Here is a 16,675-nt window from a genome sequence, read left to right on the forward strand (position 1 = left end):
TTACTAAATTGCTAAAAATTGACGAGAAAATCATGTTTTCTCTTTTCGCTTGGCTTTTGTTCAGTTTTCAAAGAACTACTTGTCACCTAACAGCGACTTTTCTAATATAACATTCAACCAACAATCTGTCAAATATTTTTTTAAGAAATTAAGATGTTTTTCAACACCACCGCCTCAGCGACAAGTAATAATATATCATTATAAAATTCTTCCGTCAACCCTATTTTATATTTTATTAAATTGATAATAAGTTTTCATTATACCTTCTGCTTTTGTTTCTTCTTTGAAGCAAGTAATAACCCCTTTTTCAACCAAATGGCGAACGAGCAACTCTAAGTCAACCCGATAATCCTCCGTTTCGCCAATCCCCATTAAATCTGAAATCAAGTACAGCCTTTCTTTTTCTTCCGTTAATGAGAGGAAATGCCCGCTTCCGATCATCGTCTTAGAATGAATAGCTAGTTCCGTTGCTAATATAAGAAGCTCTATTCGCTTTTCAAGTGACTCTTCACTTTTTAACAATTCTTGATAAAGTTTGTATGTTGGCGGTTCAATATGCTTCACTTGCTCCCAAACCGTCACTTCTGGATAAAATCCATGTTGAATAACCGATAAACGCGCTAGATGATGAAGGGCATGCATCATATTACTGAAGGCATCAAAATAATGTTTATTTTGAAAAAGCGTTTTACCCTCTTCGAATCTTCTAAGCATCTTAGTGAATTGAATCGTAATTTTCTTACTTCGGTCACCCGGAGGAAAGGTTTCAATTCGTTCCTTCACTTCTTGCAAATATTCATTACGATCAAAAACAATCTTTCCATTAACCAACCAGTCAACTAAACGTCTATGATTTCCAACAATCAATGTTTGATGCATCATAGCTTGACTAAGAGAGTGAAATGAGACTCTTTTCCCCCCTATTTTATAATGTTTAACTTCCCAAGATATGTTCTGTCTGCTGTTAATTAAAAGAATTACGACATTAAAACCATCTGTAATTGACAAAGGCGACTGTTCTTTTTCTATTATAAGAATAGCAAGTGTATCATCTTCACTAGCGCGGTCCTGATATAGTTGGCGCAATAACATGTCCATCATGAAATCCCCTCTCTCCTACCTCTAAACAAACTTATAGGAATCAGAAATAACAATTTCTACAACCATAACCTTTTCTCCTGCATACTTAATAATCAAAACTTCATCACCTGTTAACATCCTATAGAAGAGATTTCATCGAGACTATGCTATACTACTACTAGATTTAGGAGGGACAAAGATGGCATTAAAATATACAAACAAAATCAACAAAATAAGAACATTTGCATTATCCCTTGTTTTCGTTGGTATCCTTATTATGTATGTTGGGATTTTCTTCAGAGAATCTTACATTGTTATGACGATTGCGATGTTACTTGGCTTTCTCTTTATTATAGGAAGTACCGTCGTTTATTTTTGGATTGGGATGCTCTCAACCAAAACCATTCAAGTTGTCTGTCCCAATTGCGGAGGAGCAACAAAGATGTTAGGAAGAGTAGATGCATGTATGCATTGCAGCGAACCACTTACAATGGACAAATCCCTCGAAGGAATAGAGTTTGACGAAAATTACAATCGTAAATCAAAGACAAAAAAATGAATCATTCCTAACCCCTTAGGAATGATTCATTTTAATTTAAAGTATTACTTTGGTTTTGACACTTCGGACAAACCCCATAAATCTCCATTCGGTGATTATGAACTTTAAAGCCAGTAACATGTTCAGCTAATGTCTCCACTTCATCTAATCCTGGGTAATGGAAATCAACAATCTTCCCACAATCACCACATATCACATGATAATGATCAGATGTAACAGAATCAAAGCGACTAGATGCATCACCATACGTTAACTCTTTTACGATGCCAGCTTCCTTGAATACGCGCAGATTATTATACACTGTCGCGACACTCATATTGGGAAAACGCCCCTCTAACGCTTTATATATATCATCGGCAGTTGGATGGGTCATAGATTCATATAGGAACTCTAGTATCGCATGACGTTGCGGAGTCATACGCACACGGGTGCTTTTTAAAGCATCAAGCGCATCTTGTAAGCGATGATCAGACATTGTCATGCACCTCTCTTTCAGAAAAAACGATTATTACTTTATAATTAGTATAATATAAAAATCGCAAGACTGTCAACGTATCCACTATTTCTACGTGTGTAAGCCTAAAAACGGAGCTGCATCTTTTACATCTAACAAAAAGGAGGTATATCGATGGGCTTGCTTACTAGCTCGGCGCTTTCTTTTCTCGAAATCTAAGCAGGCTTTTTTTAATGCCTCTTGTAATTGAGTAACATCAACCTCATCTACACCAAACAAAAAGGTCGTATTACCTTTTCTCCAAAAGCCTCCCGAACTAGCTAACTCTGTCATACGGTATCCCTGCTTTTTTAACTGTATTTCCACTTCATCTGCATACACATTATCGATGATACATACTAGAAGCTTCACAGTTACACCCCCATCCTAATGCCTTTACCTACTTTTATTCGCTTATAGAGCTCAATGTTCCTGTTAGCCTTTAATTATTATGGGTTAATTAAGCTCATTTTTTATAAATGTTAAAGCTTCCTCAACATGGTCCTTTACTCTGACCTTGCGCCACTCTTTTATAAGCGTTCCTTCCTTGTCAATAATAAAGGTAGAACGCTCTATTCCCATATATTCTTTTCCGAAGTTTTTCTTCAATTTCCAAACTCCATAAGCTTCCGCTATTTGGTGATCTTCATCAGCAAGTAATAAAAAAGGCAAGTCATATTTGGCTATAAACTTTTCATGCTTTGCCACAGGATCTGGACTCACTCCAATAATAACCGTATCAAGCGTAGAGAATCCTTCTATTTTATCGCGAAAATCACATGCCTGCGTTGTACATCCAGGTGTCATATCCTTAGGATAAAAATACAAAACAACATTCTTCCCGCGTAACGATTCTAATGCTATCGTTTCTCCATTATTTGCTGGTAAAGAAAACACTGGAGCTTTTTGCCCTACTTGAATCATTAAAACCATCCTTTCAACCAATTATTTAAATAAGCGTAGCCGAAGTTTGCAAGAAAGACAACTATTCTTCCCTTTTGGTCACATGTAAAACAGATGTCACCACGAATGCAGCAGGAAGTAAATAGCCGAATAAAGCTTGGACAATGGCAATAAAACGTCCTATTCCAACAGGAACTAAATCTCCATAACCAACAGAAAGTAAAGTAACAGCACTAAAATAAACAATATCTTCAATGAGGTGAGAAACACTCCCACCTACACACGCATTCCCTTCTTTTAGAACATGTATTCCAAGTAATTCAAGCCCTAAATATAATATAGAAAACGATAAGATAACCGTTATATATACGAGTAAAAGTAACGTAAAATGCCTTAACGAAACAGAGTGCCGCCCACGTATAGGACGGTAGCGAAGCAGCATGAGAATACTAACAATCGTTCCAATGGTAGCCATTATTAATATGATTGATACGATCCAATTCATCTTCTTTTTCACACCCCTCAACTAACTCTATGTAGCTAGTCCATAATCTAGAATCTGAATGGGAATTGGGTATATAATCACTTGAATTAAACTTGCATATCATTATTGTTAAATTGTCAAAATCGATTGGTTATTATTGTTATTTTTATAATTAATGGGTAGTATGGTTATATAAAGTTAAATCCAAGGAGGTCTCGTTAACACCATGTATTCTTTAACCGATGAATTGTTACTTCAAACCTATTACCGTGCAATCGAGCAAAAACTTAATAATGACTTTATAGAGTTGCTGTTTAATGAGATTTTAAAGCGTAATCTTCAGTCTCAACTACATCCTCTAATTCTCGAATAAGAGCAAGTACCAATCTAAAGCTTGCTTCCTCTTTCATCTCCATCACTTTCAATAAAATTTCTTGTTGAAGTTGATTCTCTAATTTTATATGAGGGAATATATAGGACCAATCGGTTTCTAGTGCTTGAAGAATTGCTTCTAGTTTTCCTATGCTAACATTCACTTCTCCGCGTTCAATTTGAGCAAGATAATTAAGTGTAAGACCACTCTTCTCTGCCAATTCTAGCAGTGTCCACTTTTTTTCCTTCCTCAGCCTTCTCACCTGATTTCCAATATACATCAACGTTTGAGTCATCTCTCGCCCCTCCTATAATCTTTGGTGTATAACAATAATTATAATTAAATTTTGCTATTTTTACAGTTTCAAATTTTGGATTTTTCTACATGCAGTTTTTTTAATTTATCTGAGTTGTATTTACTCTCCTCACTCGTCTATGATTAAGTGACAAGAAATGACTTGTAAAAGATCGTAACAGGAGGAAAAAAATGAACTGGACAAAATCTGAGACGTTATATACAGAGGCGCAAAAACACATTGTTGGAGGAGTTAATAGTCCTTCACGCGCTTTTAAAGCTGTTGGTGGCGGTAGCCCTATTTTTATGGAAAGAGCGAAAGGAGCTTATTTTTGGGATGAAGATGGTAATCAATACATAGATTATTTAGCTGCCTATGGCCCCATTATTACGGGTCATGCTCATCCTCATATAACAGCAGCCATTCAAAGAGCAGCTGAAAATGGGGTCTTATATGGTACACCGACAAAACTGGAAAATACTTTTGCGAAAATGCTTAAAGATGCCATTCCATCCCTTGAAAAAGTCCGCTTTGTGAACTCAGGTACAGAAGCAGTCATGACGACGATCCGAGTAGCTAGAGCCTACACCAGTAGAGATAAAATTATTAAATTTGCGGGGTGCTACCATGGACACTCTGACCTTGTGTTAGTTGCTGCTGGCTCTGGACCTTCCACACTTGGTACGCCCGACTCTGCCGGAGTAACGAAAAGTATTGCCAAAGAAGTCATTACCGTTCCATTTAATGATATAGATGCCTACAAAGAAGCCCTTCATAAATGGGGAGATGACATTGCGGCTGTTCTCGTCGAACCGATTGTTGGGAACTTCGGAATTGTTGAGCCAGACGAAGGATTCCTTGAAGCGGTGAACGAACTAACTCATGAGGCAGGTGCTCTTGTCATTTATGATGAAGTCATCACTGCTTTTCGCTTTATGTACGGTGGGGCTCAAAACTATTTAGGGGTTGAGCCCGATATGACTGCCTTAGGCAAAATTATTGGTGGCGGACTACCTATTGGCGCATACGGTGGCCGAATAGACATTATGGAAAAAGTCGCACCTCTTGGACCCGCTTATCAAGCTGGAACCATGGCTGGAAATCCTTTATCAATGAGTGCAGGAATTGCATGCTTAGAAGTCCTAAAAGAAGAAGGAACATATGAAAAACTTGATCAATTAGGCGCTTTACTAGAAGTCGGTATTCTCAACTTAGCCAAAAAACACAAACATACGATTACAGTAAACCGTTTAAAAGGGGCATTAACTGTCTACTTCACAGATGAAAAAGTGAAAAATTATGAACAGGCTGAGAATACAAATGGAGAGCTCTTTGGCATCTTCTTTAAAGAATTATTAAAAAGGGGAATCAACCTGGCTCCATCAAAATACGAAGCTTGGTTCTTAACAATTGCTCATACAAAAGAAGATATTACTAAGACACTACAAGCTGTTGATGAGGCTTTTGAGGCGATGGCTTCCGTGTAAACCTTTTCTAAAAGTATTAACTTGGAGATATAAATGGTACGTGATTTGTATCTCCTTTCCCTGACTAGTCCTCGGTGGTAACACCTATTCACATATTCCCCTATCCTTTTTCAAAAGAAAACTATTGATTAAGACAAGCAATACATTGTATATTACCCTTCGGTGTCCTTTTAAGTTTATTAGAGTTTCTTTTTTGAAATACTAATAAAAGGAAACATCAAATTGCTTGGATCAAAGGAGTTATTTTTATTTATGAAACTTGGGGCTCGTATATTTAAAACAGGGCTTGCCGTAATGCTCTCTCTTTATTTAGCGATGTGGATTGGACTTGAACCACCTATGTTTGCTGCTCTTGCTGCCGCTATTGCTGTTCAACCATCGCTCTACCGGACTTTCCAAACGATTTTAGAGCAAATTCAAGCCAATATTATCGGGGCTGTCCTTGCTGTTATCTTTGTTATGACTTTTGGCCATCATCCTTTCGTTGTTGGACTCGTAGTGGTTTTAGCCATATCCATAATTCTTAAAGTGAAATTAGAGCCAACCACCATCCCATTGGCAATTGTTACAGTTATTATTATTATGGAAAGTCCAGCTACTGACTTTATACAATTTGCAGCAGGACGTTTCACTCTAGTCATCAGCGGCGTATTAGCTGCTTTTATTATCAATTTGCTTTTCATTCCTCCGAGATACGAAACAAAGCTTTATCACAAAGTATTAAAAGCAACGGAAGACATTAATCAGTGGACAATGTTATTGATTCGTAATGCTGCTGAACACAGGGCCTTAAAGAAAGATCTAAATAGATTAGAAGAACAAATGGTTAAGCTTGAAAATTTATATTTACTTTATAAAGAAGAACGAAATTACTTTATGAAAAATAAATATGGAAAAGCGCGCAAGGTCGTTCTTTATCGCCAAATGCTCATTACTGCAAAAAAATCACTTTTTGTACTAAAAAATTTAGAAAGGCGATCCGAAGAACTCTCCATTATGCCAGATGAAACATATAAAAAATTTGAAAAGCAACTTGAGTATCTTACTTCCTATCATGATCGCATTTTATTACGCTATATCGGAAAAGTTCATTCTAGTCACTCAGATGAATTAGTAGAAAAAATGAACCTCGGTAAAGAAGAATTAATGAATTATTATATTAGCCTCCAAAACCAACCATGTATTGACTACAATCAATGGCTTCATCTATTGCCTGCCGTTTCACAAATGATTGAATATCAAGAACAACTCGAGCATTTGAATCATTTAGTTGATAGCTTCTTCACCTATCACCAAGAGCATAATGAAGTGAAAATTGCAGCTCCTGAAGAAGAATAATAGGTTGAGAAAGAGCTTGAGGATATCCTCAAGCTCTTCTTTGTGTTTTTTGAAAATCGCTATAAGTAAAAGAGAAATCCCTACGCAAAATAAATGAACACTCATTTTTTATTATTTGATCGTTCTCATTACTAATTTCCATAAGGTTTATCATACATAAAAAAACGAGTATAAACCCTAATATGGTTTGATACTCGTTTTAAATGGAATCAGTGAAACTGCTGTACATCAAATAGTTTTTTATAACTACCTTCTCGTTTCATCAGATCATCATGACTTCCCACTTCAACGATTTCTCCATTTTCAATCACAACAATTCGATCGGCATGTGTAATTGTAGAAAGTCTATGAGCAACAATAAAGGTCGTTCGATCTTTTGCCAGTTTCTCAAGAGCTTCTTGAATAAAGTGCTCACTTTCTAGATCAAGTGCTGATGTCGCTTCATCAAAGATAAGAATAGGTGGATTTTTTAAGAACACTCTTGCAATCGCCACACGTTGCTTCTGCCCTCCAGAGAGTTTTACCCCTCTTTCACCAACCTCGGTGTCATATCCTTTTGGAAGCCCTACGATAAATTCATGAGCATTAGCTGCGGTTGCCGCTGCTATGACCTCTTCATCCGTCGCATCTGGTCTTCCCATCAAAATGTTCTTTTTGACAGAATCACTAAAGAGAATGTTATCCTGTAGCACCATTCCAATGTTATCTCGTAGTGTTCTTACTTGATAATTTCGAATATCAGTTCCATCTAACATAATCTGACCATCTGTAACATCATAAAAACGTGGAATTAAACTAATGATGGTGCTCTTTCCTCCACCACTCATTCCGACAAAAGCAATCGTCTCTCCTTGTTTCACATCAAGACTTATATGTTTTAGAACGGGATTATCATCCTCGTTGTATTGAAACGTTACATTACGAAATTCAAGATGCCCCTGCGCTCTTTTTAATGGCTTGGAATCAGGTTCATCTTCGATATCATACTTCTCATCAATGAACTCAAACACCCGGTCCATAGAAGCAATGGCTTGTGTCAATGTCGTAGAAGAATTAATTAATCGTCTAAGAGGCCCATAAAGTCGCTCCATATACAGAACAAATGCAGTCATCGCCCCTACTTCTAACTGACCGATGATGACAAAATAACCAGCAACAAAAATCACCAATAAAGGCGCCACATCAGTGATCGTATTTACTACTGCAAATGTTTTCGCATTCCATTTCGTATGATCAATAGCTCGGTTAAGAAAATGACCGTTACGTTTAGCAAATTGTTCTTGTTCATATTCCTCTAAGGCGAAACTACGAATAACGCTCATCCCCTGAACTCTCTCATGCAAATGCCCTTGCACTTCAGCTAAAGCTTGTGAACGTACTCGAGTTAAATGCCTTAATCTGGCGTAGAAATACTTTACTGAGAAGCCGTATAGCGGAAACATGGAAATGGCAACAAGAGTTAACCAGACATTAAGATTTAGCATAATGATAATGGCAATTATGATTGTAACCAAATCAAGCCAAATATTCATTAAACCTGTAATAACAAAATTCTTCGTTTGCTCTACATCATGAATGACTCGAGAAATAATTTCACCGACTTTTCGATTTGAGTAGAACTTCAAACTTAATTTCTGAATATGAGTAAATAATTGATCTCTAATATCATAGAGCACTTTACTACCAATCCATTGAGCAAAATACTGGCGATAATATTCGATCGGAGGACGTAAGAAAACAAAAATAGCAAACATGACAACCATGATTTTTAATAATAAAGAAATTTTCTCGTCTTGGGCCATCGCTTCTGCAAAGATAATATCATCAATAACATACATCATGACTAGCGGCAATAGAAGCGGAATCCCAAATTTAAAAATTCCAATAAAAACAGTTACAATAATCTCTTTCCAATATGGCTTGACGAAAGCCATATAGCGTTTAATGCTACCCAGCTTCGCCACCCCCTTTTTTGTCAAACTCTCTTTTTTAACGTTTCTCACACTTATGCAAGTTAGATTTCTTTTTATTTTCCCTTAACTTTGAGCGTTCATCCACACAATTCATTCACGTACAAAGGCCTGACTTGATTAGAACCTCGTGTCGGTTCGCTAACCATGGTCAGACCTACTGTTTTAACGATATTGTAAGAAACGTTCATACCAATTTTCAACAAATTGAGGAGCAAACGGTCCTTTTCTTTGGTGTATCCATGAGATTAATTCATCAACACTTCGTTTTAGAATATCATCTACAGCTGGTGGATAATTCATAAGTTTACGGTGCAAATCATATTCATCTTCATCTAAGAGCTTAAAGGTCATATCGGGGAACACCTTTATATCGAGATCATAATCAATATATTTTAAAGCTTCGTTGTCCCAAGTAAAAGGCGAACCAAGGTTGCAATAGTAATAAATACCATCTGATCGAATCATACCGATTGTGTTAAACCATTGTTCGGAATCAAAATAACAAATGGCCGGTTCACGAGTTCTCCAATTTCTTCCATCAGATTCCTTCACTAAAATACGGTCGTTCCCTCCAATTACAACCTTTGACGTCCCTTTAAGCACGATTGTTTCTTCCCAAATGCGATGAATCAATCCATTATGCTTATAGCTATGGATTTGAATATTGCTGCCTACTTTGGGAAAATTCATAAGTAACTCCCTTCTATGGCATTTTTTCGGACGTCAGTAGATAGAGTAGGTAACCAACTAACGATGTAAATAACTTGTCCTACTACCATTTCTACTTAAGTTTTCTAATAAACACTTTCTATTTCTTCAAGTCTTCTTCATTATACCGTTTTTTCCTCTATATTGAAACTTCAAGGATGAAAAGTTTAATTATTCCTATCCCTAAGTAATATGTATATATAAAAACAAAGCACCCTTTGGACGATGTCGCCAAAGCGTGCTTTGTTTTAAGTACTACAATTATTGTTGTTTAGAAGAGTTCTGTTGCTTACGAGCTTGAGATTGAGCGTTTTGCTGACGTACTTCTTGTACATCAGTTTCGCTAGCGAATTCTGTTTGGTTGCTCGAACCTTGAGCAGAAGCAGCGTTTTGTCTTCTTACTTCTTGAGCATTAGTTTTTGATGCTTGTTGTTGTCTATCCATGTGTATCACCTCCACGACTATTAAGATGTCCGGGAGTGAAATACTTTATTCAAGTAAATGATTAAATCTTTTTAAAAAGAAATTTCATATAATTTAGACTAAAAGAGAAATACCACCATCTACAATAATAGTTTGACCTCTGATCATTTTAGCTTGTTCTGATAGCAAAAACATAACCGTATTAGCGAGATCTTCTGCTTCTACAATACGACCAGCAGGAGTTTTGGCAGCTGCATCTGCAAGTAATTCTTCTCGATTTGGAAAGTGAGTTAACGCATCTGTATCAACAGCACCCCCTGAAACAGCATTGACGACAATATCTTTTTCAGCTAACTCAACTGCTAAGTAGCGAGTTAAAGCTTCTACAGCAGCTTTTGAAACCCCTACTGTTGTATAATTTTTTAAGTACCGAATGGAACCAAGTGAACTTAAACTGACGATATAACCGCCACCTACTTTTTCCATTCGTTTAGCAGCTTCTTGAGCACAGAACAGAAGTGCTTTGCTATTAATATCCATTGTCCAGTCCCAATGATTTTCTTCAAGTTCCATTAAAGGGCGTAAAACTCCAGATGCCGCATTATTAACCAAAATGTCTAAACGACCATATTCTTCATCTATTCGAGCAAATAATTCTTTAATCTTTTCAGGCTTACCGACATTCGCTTTTACAACCAGTGCCTTCCGCCCAAGAGCCTCAATTTCCTTCGCTGTATCTAATGCCGCTTGCTTGCTGCGTGCATAATTGATAACGAGATCATACCCTTGTTCTGCTAATTTCAAGGCAATCAACTTTCCAATTCCACGACTACTCCCAGTGACCAATGCAACTTTTTGCTCCATATGTAAAATCCTCCAATATCATTAATTAGCTTTATTATATCGTATAGCACATCCTGCGAACAGGAACACTAACAGAAAAAGAATGGAAGGATGATCATTCGTGTATGTAGGAAGAGATATGACTGAGCTTTCAATGATGTCCATTGATCAATGGACCGACAAAGAGTTATCGTACTTTCACCATGGACTTCAACAAATGACCCCTTACTTAAATATTGAAGGCACCACGATTCACCGCGAAATTATCCGTGAGATTGAAGCACGTGGTGGCTTGCATAAAGAAGCAACATGGACACAAGGAACGAAGCCTCATTACGATTAAACATAGGAACTATGTGAAGTGACTCAGGAAGATCTAATCGATCTTCCTGAGTCACTCTTTTATATGATTTTTTACTAAATTCGATTAGAATCAAGATAATACATATTTTTTAAAAAGGAGAGATAGAAATGAAGGCGGTTGTTTACGAAGCATATGGAGATCCTCACGTTCTAAAATTATCGGAGGTTTCAAAGCCTACTATTAAGTCCAATGAAGTACTCATCCAGGTTAAGGCAAGTGGCATTAATCCTGTCGATACTTATTTTCGAAAAGGGATACGTGAAGTAGATTCATTTCCTCACATTCCACATTTTGACTTAGGCGGAGTAGTCGTAAAAGTTGGAACAGATGTAACAGACACTCAGATTGGTGACCGTGTTTGGGCGACAAATGCGAAGGGAGCCTCAGCTGAGTATGTAGCGATTGCTGCTGATTGTGTGTTTCCACTTCCTGATCCCCTTTCTTATATAGATGGAGCTGCGCTTGCAATGCCTTTTATGACAGCCTATTTGTCTTTATTTAATCGAGGTCAACTGAAAGAAAATGAAAAGATTTTAATTTACGGAGCAGCCGGAGCTGTCGGGCATGCTGCTGTCCAACTTGCAAAAAAAGCTGGGGCTCATGTTCTGGCGACTGCAGGCAATCCCGAAAAAGCACTACTTGCAGAGCAAGCTGGAGCTGATGAGGTTATCTTATATAAAGAAGAAGATCTAGTAGAAAAAGTGATGGAGCTCACCAATCAAAAAGGTGTTTCTCTCATCTTAGATATGTCGGTCAGTGAGAACATGGAAAAGAATCTTGAGATGATTGCTGTTACTGGACGAATTATTACGATTGGTTCTCCTGTGAACAACACTCCCCCTCTTCTATGGAGACAGTTAAATATGAAGCACGCTTCTTTAATTGGGGTACTACTTTTCACAGCACCAAGCGTGGAATTACAAACTGCTGGTCAAGCCATTTCTGAAGGCTTTGCGGGTGGTACTTTAACTGCTCATATTGGCAAAGTCTTTTCTTACGAGGAAGCCGCAGTAGCGCACGAAGCATTGGAGTCCAAACAATACGATGGCCGGATTATTCTCAATCATCTTAATTAAGGCCCTATTGATTGGAGGTCTTAACTTTCCTGGTTTAGACCTCCTTTTCATTTCAGCATGAATCAGCACGGCGGTTAAATATTTTCTCTCACTCTATACATTTGGCTACACAAATTACTGTTTTTGTCGATTTCATTTTTTGATTTTAACCTTAATTGTTACGATTATTTTCGTCTTTTCTATGTACTTCTAAGTCGTTTCGTTATACGTCTCATTTTCATTTCCTCATAACATTTAAAAACGAGGGAAAACTAGATGATAGCTTAGTTTAGAAAGGAGCCTGTATAATGGAAAAACAGCTGTACTATGTAAACTTGAATCCGATAAGCATGGAAGACATTAGTCCGACACCTGTGAATGATGGTCAATTAATTGAATATGAAATAGAAGCAACACTAACAGAGAAAAAAGCCTTGGAGGATTTATTAAGTGAGGTGCAAGCTCATGATCTAGAGCTTGGAAACCTATTCACATTTAGACATTTTGACGATGAGCAAGTCGACACAGATCGAAATGAATATCAGCGTGGATTAAATGATGTATATGAAGCCCTTTATCGCCTTGGAACACCCAAAACAAAAGCACAAATAAAAGAAATCCACATGGTAAATGATGATGCCTATCCTTTAGATAATAAGACTGAGCGAGATACCCCGCTTTAAATCATAGAAATTGCCTCAAAGGTTCACTATGAACCCCTTGAGGCAATTTACTTTTAAAAGTTAGATTTGGATTGTCCTCCATCGACATTAATCGTAGCTCCAACAACCCAACTCGCTTTTTCCGATGCTAAAAACGTCACAACATTGGCGATTTCTTCAACCGTTCCAAAACGACCAGCTGGAATTTCAGCTTCAACAAACTGATTAATTTTTTCAGGGTTCTCCTCTAGTCTTCTTTGCCAGTTACCAGAAGGATGTAAAATCGACCCTGGAGCGACACCATTTACCCGAATTCCATCTTTTATCACTTCATCTGCTAATGATTTAGTAAAACTAATCATCGCTGCCTTGGCACTGTTGTACGTAACTTTCCCGCCAGATTCGCGCCCAAACACAGAAGAGATATTGATAATACTCCCTGCTTGCTTTTCCTTCATATGTGGCAAAACGAGTTTACTAAAATGAACAGCTGAAAAATAATTAAGCTCGAAGGCTTCGTGAAATAGGGTCAGATCGGTTTCAGCTGTTGTTGAGCCGTTACTACCACCGACATTATTGATGAGAACATCAATCGTTCCGTAGTGTTCAACCGCTTCTTTAACTACACGCTCTCTCTCTTGTTCGTCATACAAATCTGCTTGAATCGTGAACATCTCAACAAACTGATCTCTCGCTTGTTTCAAGCTTTCTTCTCCTCTTGCTACAATCGCAACCTTGGCACCTTCATTTAGAAATGTAGCCGCAATTCCAAGACCAATTCCTTTTGATCCACCTGTAACAAGTACCACTTTGTCTTTTAAATTTAAATTCACTTACTCCGCCTCCTTGCCTTATACTCGAGTCATCAATGACTGTTGAATAATTTTTTGATGAGATACAGGAAACGCATATCGTTCTATTTCGCTTTGGCTCACCCATTTCCTCGTTTCGCTTTCAAGGTTGGGTCTCTCTTTTATATGTCCTTCAAAAACAGTTATGTTCCAAACTAAATGAGAAAACACATGTTCAACGTGTTGAATATCCGGTCCTACTTCAGCAACTACCTTAAATTGTTCGGAAAGGAATTTGGTAAGTAATTGACTTTGGTCATTTTCATTAGTGATTTCTATATTTGGAAATTGCCATAACCGTGCTAGAAGGCCTGTTTCTGGTCGCTTTTCAATCAGCACTTCTCCATACTCATTTCTTAGTACAATAGCCGCCATCTGCTTAACGGTTTGTTTTTTCTTTTTCGTCTTAATTGGTAACTCAGCTTGTACTCCTTTTTCGTTCGCTCTGCAATACTCTCTTACGGGGCAAAGCAAGCATCCCGGAGAAGTCGGTGTACAAATAAGTGCCCCAAGCTCCATTAGCCCTTGATTAAACGAAGAAGGATCCTTTTTTGAAACAAGGTCATATAGTATACCTTCAAATATCTTTCTCGTAGCTGGTTTTGCTATATCTTCATCAATTAGAAAAACTCTTGAAAGGACTCGCATGACATTACCATCGACTGCTGGTTCGGGCTTTCCATAAGCTATGCTTAAAATAGCACCAGCTGTATAAGGTCCAACTCCTTTTAGAGAGGAAATTTCTTTTCTTGTATCAGGAACCGTTCCTTCATATTTTTCAACCACTTCCCTAACAGCCGTTTGCAAATTTCGAACACGAGAATAGTACCCTAACCCTTCCCACGCTTTTAGAATTCGATCTTCTTCAGCCTCAGCTAACGCTTCAAGTGTTGGGAATTCCCTCATAAATGCTTGATAATACGGAATGACTGTATCAACTCTTGTTTGCTGCAACATGATCTCAGATACCCAAACACGATAAGGATCTTTTGATTCACGCCACGGTAATTCTCTTTGGTTTTCTAAAAACCAGTCGACTAAACTTTCTTGGAAGCCTGTTACATTAAAATCTCTAAGATATTCTTGTGTCACTTAAGTTATTCCTTTCTTTAAAAAAGCCCAGCAATGAATCTTTTCTGCTCCCCCTTCAATAAAAGGGACAATTTTCCCAAAAACCGCATGATCTGCTTGGCGCCTAATTTGTTTAAGAATTTGGTAATGGGACGCAGTCGGCACTTCATACATTTCGACATAAAGGAAAGGTTGATCCTCATCCTCTGCCACATACCATTGAATATTTTCCGCTTCGTAATCAACAAGCGCTTCAATTACTTCTTTCATCGCACGTTCATAAGCTTCAATCTGATTGGCTTTTACTTTATATTCCATAAAAATCTGTAAACGTTTTGTCATTTTTTCCTAATCCCCTTTTTAATCATTGATAATTCGGGTATAAATAAACTATATCAGAAATTGTTCCAAAAGGTTGGTTTTTACCTTTTGGAGCAATTTCGAAGCAATGAGCGGAGCCGATGCCAATCTCTTAAGCCTTCTCTGAGTGCTTTCTCAGAGAAGGCGCGCATCGTGCGGAGCCATTGCCACTTCTTCAGCTTAAGATTAAATAAGGCTAAAAAGTTCGTTCTTTACCGTTTTGTGTAAACTTGTAGCACACATTTTGCAAACCTTACATATAACATGTTACCTTCATGAAAACTATCTTTTTTAAGCTTTACCATAAAAAGATTTCAATTATACGATCATCAAAAAAATTAAGGAGGGATCAGGTACGATGGACACAGGTACTCATGTAGTAATGGGAATATCATTAGGCGGTCTTGCCACATTAGATCCCAACATAGCAAGCGATCCACTGCTTCCCACTTCGGTCATGATCGCCACCATTATTGGTTCTCAAGCACCAGATTTTGATACTGTATTAAAATTAAGAAATAATGCGGTTTACATACGGAACCATCGGGGAATCACACACTCGATTCCTGCTGTAATGATCTGGCCCCTACTCATTACAAGTGGCATTGTTCTATTTACACCTGAGACCAATTGGTTAACGGTGTTACTTTGGTCATTCATAGCTGTGTTCCTTCATGTGTTTGTTGATATTTTTAATGCGTACGGAACACAAGCTTTACGGCCTTTTTCAAACCGCTGGATCGCCTTAGGAGTCATTAATATATTCGATCCATTTATTTTCTTTAGTCATTTAGCTGCTTTTTCATTTTGGGCGCTTGGGCTGCCACCTGGAAGGACGATTCTTGTTTTATATTTGGGGCTCATCGCTTATTACCTGTGGAGAATTAGCGAGAAAAAACGTGTCGTTCATCACGCCAAAAAGCTACATCCCGATGCGACACATATTTTTGTTTCACCAACAATTAGGTGGAATCAATGGCATGTCGTCATCAGAACGCCAGATATCCTATTTGTAACAGAATCACGTAACCATGAGATTGAGTATTTTGAGCAGTATTCATTTGATCCCATACCAGATATTCCGATCATCAATGCCGCTAGAAAAGACTCAAACCTTTCAGCCTTCTTATCTTTCTCACCTACTTATAGGTGGGAAATTGAGGAAAAGGATGATATTACCGAAGTTCGATTCGTTGACTTGCGTTATCGAAGTAAAGGACACTATCCATTTGTGGCGATTGTTCAACTTGACCAGCAATTGAACATTATTAGTTCTTACACCGGATGGGTATTTAGTGAAGAAACGCTTCAAAAGAAACTAAATATTGTCACTGAGTAAAAATAAGCCCTGCT

Annotated in this window: 21 protein-coding genes; 8 read left to right on the plus strand and 13 right to left on the minus strand. The window is 37.7% G+C overall.

Annotation, left to right across the window (positions count from 1 at the left end; genetic code table 11):
• Nucleotides 1–225 precede the first annotated feature (225 nt).
• Nucleotides 226–1,098, minus strand: coding sequence for a nucleotidyltransferase-like protein (locus PQ474_RS17195; RefSeq protein ID WP_273845807.1), 873 nt, complete (start codon nucleotides 1,096–1,098; stop codon nucleotides 226–228).
• A 181-nt stretch (nucleotides 1,099–1,279) separates the two neighbouring features.
• Between PQ474_RS17195 and PQ474_RS17200 the strand changes: the two genes are divergently transcribed.
• Nucleotides 1,280–1,639 carry a YgzB family protein gene (locus tag PQ474_RS17200; RefSeq protein ID WP_273845808.1) on the plus strand — a complete coding sequence of 120 codons (360 nt, stop codon included), beginning with the start codon at nucleotides 1,280–1,282 and terminating at the stop codon, nucleotides 1,637–1,639.
• A 31-nt stretch (nucleotides 1,640–1,670) separates the two neighbouring features.
• Here the strand turns inward: PQ474_RS17200 and perR are convergent, their stop codons facing one another.
• The 4 genes from perR to PQ474_RS17220 all read right to left on the minus strand — a co-directional run bounded on the left by perR (nucleotide 1,671) and on the right by PQ474_RS17220 (nucleotide 3,540).
• On the minus strand, nucleotides 1,671–2,114 hold the full coding sequence (gene perR, locus PQ474_RS17205; protein ID WP_273845810.1) for a peroxide-responsive transcriptional repressor PerR: 444 nt from the start codon (nucleotides 2,112–2,114) through the stop codon (nucleotides 1,671–1,673).
• Between the two features lie 90 nt (nucleotides 2,115–2,204).
• A complete protein-coding gene (locus tag PQ474_RS17210) occupies nucleotides 2,205–2,504 on the minus strand; it encodes a cyclic-di-AMP receptor (protein ID WP_273845812.1) in 300 nt (99 codons plus the stop codon).
• Between the two features lie 84 nt (nucleotides 2,505–2,588).
• On the minus strand, nucleotides 2,589–3,056 hold the full coding sequence (bcp, locus tag PQ474_RS17215; RefSeq protein ID WP_273845813.1) for a thioredoxin-dependent thiol peroxidase: 468 nt from the start codon (nucleotides 3,054–3,056) through the stop codon (nucleotides 2,589–2,591).
• 61 nt (nucleotides 3,057–3,117) lie between these two features.
• Nucleotides 3,118–3,540, minus strand: coding sequence for a potassium channel family protein (locus tag PQ474_RS17220; protein ID WP_273845815.1), 423 nt, complete (start codon nucleotides 3,538–3,540; stop codon nucleotides 3,118–3,120).
• A 205-nt stretch (nucleotides 3,541–3,745) separates the two neighbouring features.
• On the opposite strand from PQ474_RS17220, the gene PQ474_RS17225 reads away from it, so the two are divergent.
• Nucleotides 3,746–3,892 carry a sporulation histidine kinase inhibitor Sda gene (locus tag PQ474_RS17225; RefSeq protein WP_273845817.1) on the plus strand — a complete coding sequence of 49 codons (147 nt, stop codon included), beginning with the start codon at nucleotides 3,746–3,748 and terminating at the stop codon, nucleotides 3,890–3,892.
• Here the strand turns inward: PQ474_RS17225 and PQ474_RS17230 are convergent.
• On the minus strand, nucleotides 3,834–4,187 hold the full coding sequence (locus tag PQ474_RS17230) for a helix-turn-helix domain-containing protein (protein WP_273845819.1): 354 nt from the start codon (nucleotides 4,185–4,187) through the stop codon (nucleotides 3,834–3,836). The two genes, PQ474_RS17225 and PQ474_RS17230, sit on opposite strands and share 59 nt — an antisense overlap.
• Nucleotides 4,188–4,378: 191 nt before the next feature.
• Here PQ474_RS17230 and PQ474_RS17235 point away from each other — a divergent pair, with 191 nt between their 5' ends.
• Together PQ474_RS17235 and PQ474_RS17240 are read left to right on the plus strand one after the other, a co-directional pair.
• Entirely contained in the window at nucleotides 4,379–5,674 is a 1,296-nt protein-coding gene (locus PQ474_RS17235; protein ID WP_273845821.1) for a glutamate-1-semialdehyde 2,1-aminomutase, read from the plus strand.
• A 252-nt stretch (nucleotides 5,675–5,926) separates the two neighbouring features.
• Nucleotides 5,927–7,012 (plus strand): FUSC family protein, encoded by a 1,086-nt coding sequence (locus PQ474_RS17240; RefSeq protein WP_273845823.1) that lies wholly within the window; start codon nucleotides 5,927–5,929, stop codon nucleotides 7,010–7,012.
• A 209-nt stretch (nucleotides 7,013–7,221) separates the two neighbouring features.
• Here PQ474_RS17240 and PQ474_RS17245 read toward each other — a convergent pair whose 3' ends face one another.
• The 4 genes from PQ474_RS17245 to fabL form a co-directional block, all read right to left on the minus strand.
• Nucleotides 7,222–8,967 (minus strand): ABC transporter ATP-binding protein, encoded by a 1,746-nt coding sequence (locus tag PQ474_RS17245; protein ID WP_273846012.1) that lies wholly within the window; start codon nucleotides 8,965–8,967, stop codon nucleotides 7,222–7,224.
• Between the two features lie 180 nt (nucleotides 8,968–9,147).
• The gene (gene ntdP / locus PQ474_RS17250; protein ID WP_273845824.1) at nucleotides 9,148–9,675 is read right to left on the minus strand and encodes a nucleoside tri-diphosphate phosphatase; all 528 of its coding nucleotides are present in this window, start codon (nucleotides 9,673–9,675) and stop codon (nucleotides 9,148–9,150) included.
• A 279-nt stretch (nucleotides 9,676–9,954) separates the two neighbouring features.
• Nucleotides 9,955–10,137 carry a gamma-type small acid-soluble spore protein gene (locus PQ474_RS17255; protein WP_273845826.1) on the minus strand — a complete coding sequence of 61 codons (183 nt, stop codon included), beginning with the start codon at nucleotides 10,135–10,137 and terminating at the stop codon, nucleotides 9,955–9,957.
• Between the two features lie 93 nt (nucleotides 10,138–10,230).
• On the minus strand, nucleotides 10,231–10,980 hold the full coding sequence (gene fabL, locus PQ474_RS17260; RefSeq protein ID WP_273845829.1) for an enoyl-[acyl-carrier-protein] reductase FabL: 750 nt from the start codon (nucleotides 10,978–10,980) through the stop codon (nucleotides 10,231–10,233).
• 100 nt (nucleotides 10,981–11,080) lie between these two features.
• Between fabL and PQ474_RS17265 the strand changes: the two genes are divergently transcribed.
• From PQ474_RS17265 to PQ474_RS17275, 3 genes are all read left to right on the plus strand, one after another.
• The gene (locus PQ474_RS17265) at nucleotides 11,081–11,302 is read left to right on the plus strand and encodes a cytosolic protein (RefSeq protein ID WP_273845831.1); all 222 of its coding nucleotides are present in this window, start codon (nucleotides 11,081–11,083) and stop codon (nucleotides 11,300–11,302) included.
• A gap of 128 nt (nucleotides 11,303–11,430) precedes the next feature.
• Entirely contained in the window at nucleotides 11,431–12,399 is a 969-nt protein-coding gene (locus PQ474_RS17270; RefSeq protein WP_273845833.1) for an NADPH:quinone reductase, read from the plus strand.
• Nucleotides 12,400–12,686: 287 nt separating this feature from the next.
• Nucleotides 12,687–13,061: a hypothetical protein gene (locus PQ474_RS17275; RefSeq protein ID WP_273845835.1), complete on the plus strand. Its 375-nt coding sequence runs from the start codon at nucleotides 12,687–12,689 to the stop codon at nucleotides 13,059–13,061.
• Nucleotides 13,062–13,114: 53 nt separating this feature from the next.
• On the opposite strand, the gene PQ474_RS17280 is transcribed toward PQ474_RS17275, so the two are convergent.
• From PQ474_RS17280 to PQ474_RS17290, 3 genes are read right to left on the minus strand one after another with little or no spacing between them, the layout of a single operon-like run.
• Nucleotides 13,115–13,873, minus strand: coding sequence for an SDR family NAD(P)-dependent oxidoreductase (locus PQ474_RS17280; RefSeq protein WP_273845836.1), 759 nt, complete (start codon nucleotides 13,871–13,873; stop codon nucleotides 13,115–13,117).
• An 18-nt stretch (nucleotides 13,874–13,891) separates the two neighbouring features.
• On the minus strand, nucleotides 13,892–14,983 hold the full coding sequence (gene mutY / locus PQ474_RS17285) for an A/G-specific adenine glycosylase (RefSeq protein ID WP_273845839.1): 1,092 nt from the start codon (nucleotides 14,981–14,983) through the stop codon (nucleotides 13,892–13,894).
• Nucleotides 14,984–15,304, minus strand: coding sequence for an MFS transporter (locus PQ474_RS17290; RefSeq protein WP_273845841.1), 321 nt, complete (start codon nucleotides 15,302–15,304; stop codon nucleotides 14,984–14,986).
• A gap of 376 nt (nucleotides 15,305–15,680) precedes the next feature.
• Here PQ474_RS17290 and PQ474_RS17295 point away from each other — a divergent pair, with 376 nt between their 5' ends.
• Nucleotides 15,681–16,661: a metal-dependent hydrolase gene (locus PQ474_RS17295; protein WP_273845844.1), complete on the plus strand. Its 981-nt coding sequence runs from the start codon at nucleotides 15,681–15,683 to the stop codon at nucleotides 16,659–16,661.
• Nucleotides 16,662–16,675 lie beyond the last annotated feature (14 nt).

It is taken from the genome of Halalkalibacter alkalisediminis (assembly GCF_028610705.1).
Lineage (GTDB): Bacteria > Bacillota > Bacilli > Bacillales > Bacillaceae_D > Halalkalibacter > Halalkalibacter alkalisediminis.

Bases quoted from the DNA above. Each gene is read 5' to 3' on its own strand.
- PQ474_RS17270 (WP_273845833.1), top strand. From the start codon at position 11,431: ATGAAGGCGGTTGTTTACGAAGCATATGGAGATCCTCACGTTCTAAAA.
- PQ474_RS17255 (WP_273845826.1), bottom strand. From the start codon at position 10,137: ATGGATAGACAACAACAAGCATCAAAAACTAATGCTCAAGAAGTAAGA.
- PQ474_RS17235 (WP_273845821.1), top strand. From the start codon at position 4,379: ATGAACTGGACAAAATCTGAGACGTTATATACAGAGGCGCAAAAACAC.
- ntdP (WP_273845824.1), bottom strand. From the start codon at position 9,675: ATGAATTTTCCCAAAGTAGGCAGCAATATTCAAATCCATAGCTATAAG.
- PQ474_RS17295 (WP_273845844.1), top strand. From the start codon at position 15,681: ATGGACACAGGTACTCATGTAGTAATGGGAATATCATTAGGCGGTCTT.
- PQ474_RS17290 (WP_273845841.1), bottom strand. From the start codon at position 15,304: ATGACAAAACGTTTACAGATTTTTATGGAATATAAAGTAAAAGCCAAT.
- PQ474_RS17195 (WP_273845807.1), bottom strand. From the start codon at position 1,098: ATGGACATGTTATTGCGCCAACTATATCAGGACCGCGCTAGTGAAGAT.
- PQ474_RS17230 (WP_273845819.1), bottom strand. From the start codon at position 4,187: ATGACTCAAACGTTGATGTATATTGGAAATCAGGTGAGAAGGCTGAGG.
- PQ474_RS17225 (WP_273845817.1), top strand. From the start codon at position 3,746: ATGTATTCTTTAACCGATGAATTGTTACTTCAAACCTATTACCGTGCA.
- PQ474_RS17240 (WP_273845823.1), top strand. From the start codon at position 5,927: ATGAAACTTGGGGCTCGTATATTTAAAACAGGGCTTGCCGTAATGCTC.
- PQ474_RS17200 (WP_273845808.1), top strand. From the start codon at position 1,280: ATGGCATTAAAATATACAAACAAAATCAACAAAATAAGAACATTTGCA.
- bcp (WP_273845813.1), bottom strand. From the start codon at position 3,056: ATGATTCAAGTAGGGCAAAAAGCTCCAGTGTTTTCTTTACCAGCAAAT.
- PQ474_RS17275 (WP_273845835.1), top strand. From the start codon at position 12,687: ATGGAAAAACAGCTGTACTATGTAAACTTGAATCCGATAAGCATGGAA.
- fabL (WP_273845829.1), bottom strand. From the start codon at position 10,980: ATGGAGCAAAAAGTTGCATTGGTCACTGGGAGTAGTCGTGGAATTGGA.
- PQ474_RS17220 (WP_273845815.1), bottom strand. From the start codon at position 3,540: ATGAATTGGATCGTATCAATCATATTAATAATGGCTACCATTGGAACG.
- perR (WP_273845810.1), bottom strand. From the start codon at position 2,114: ATGTCTGATCATCGCTTACAAGATGCGCTTGATGCTTTAAAAAGCACC.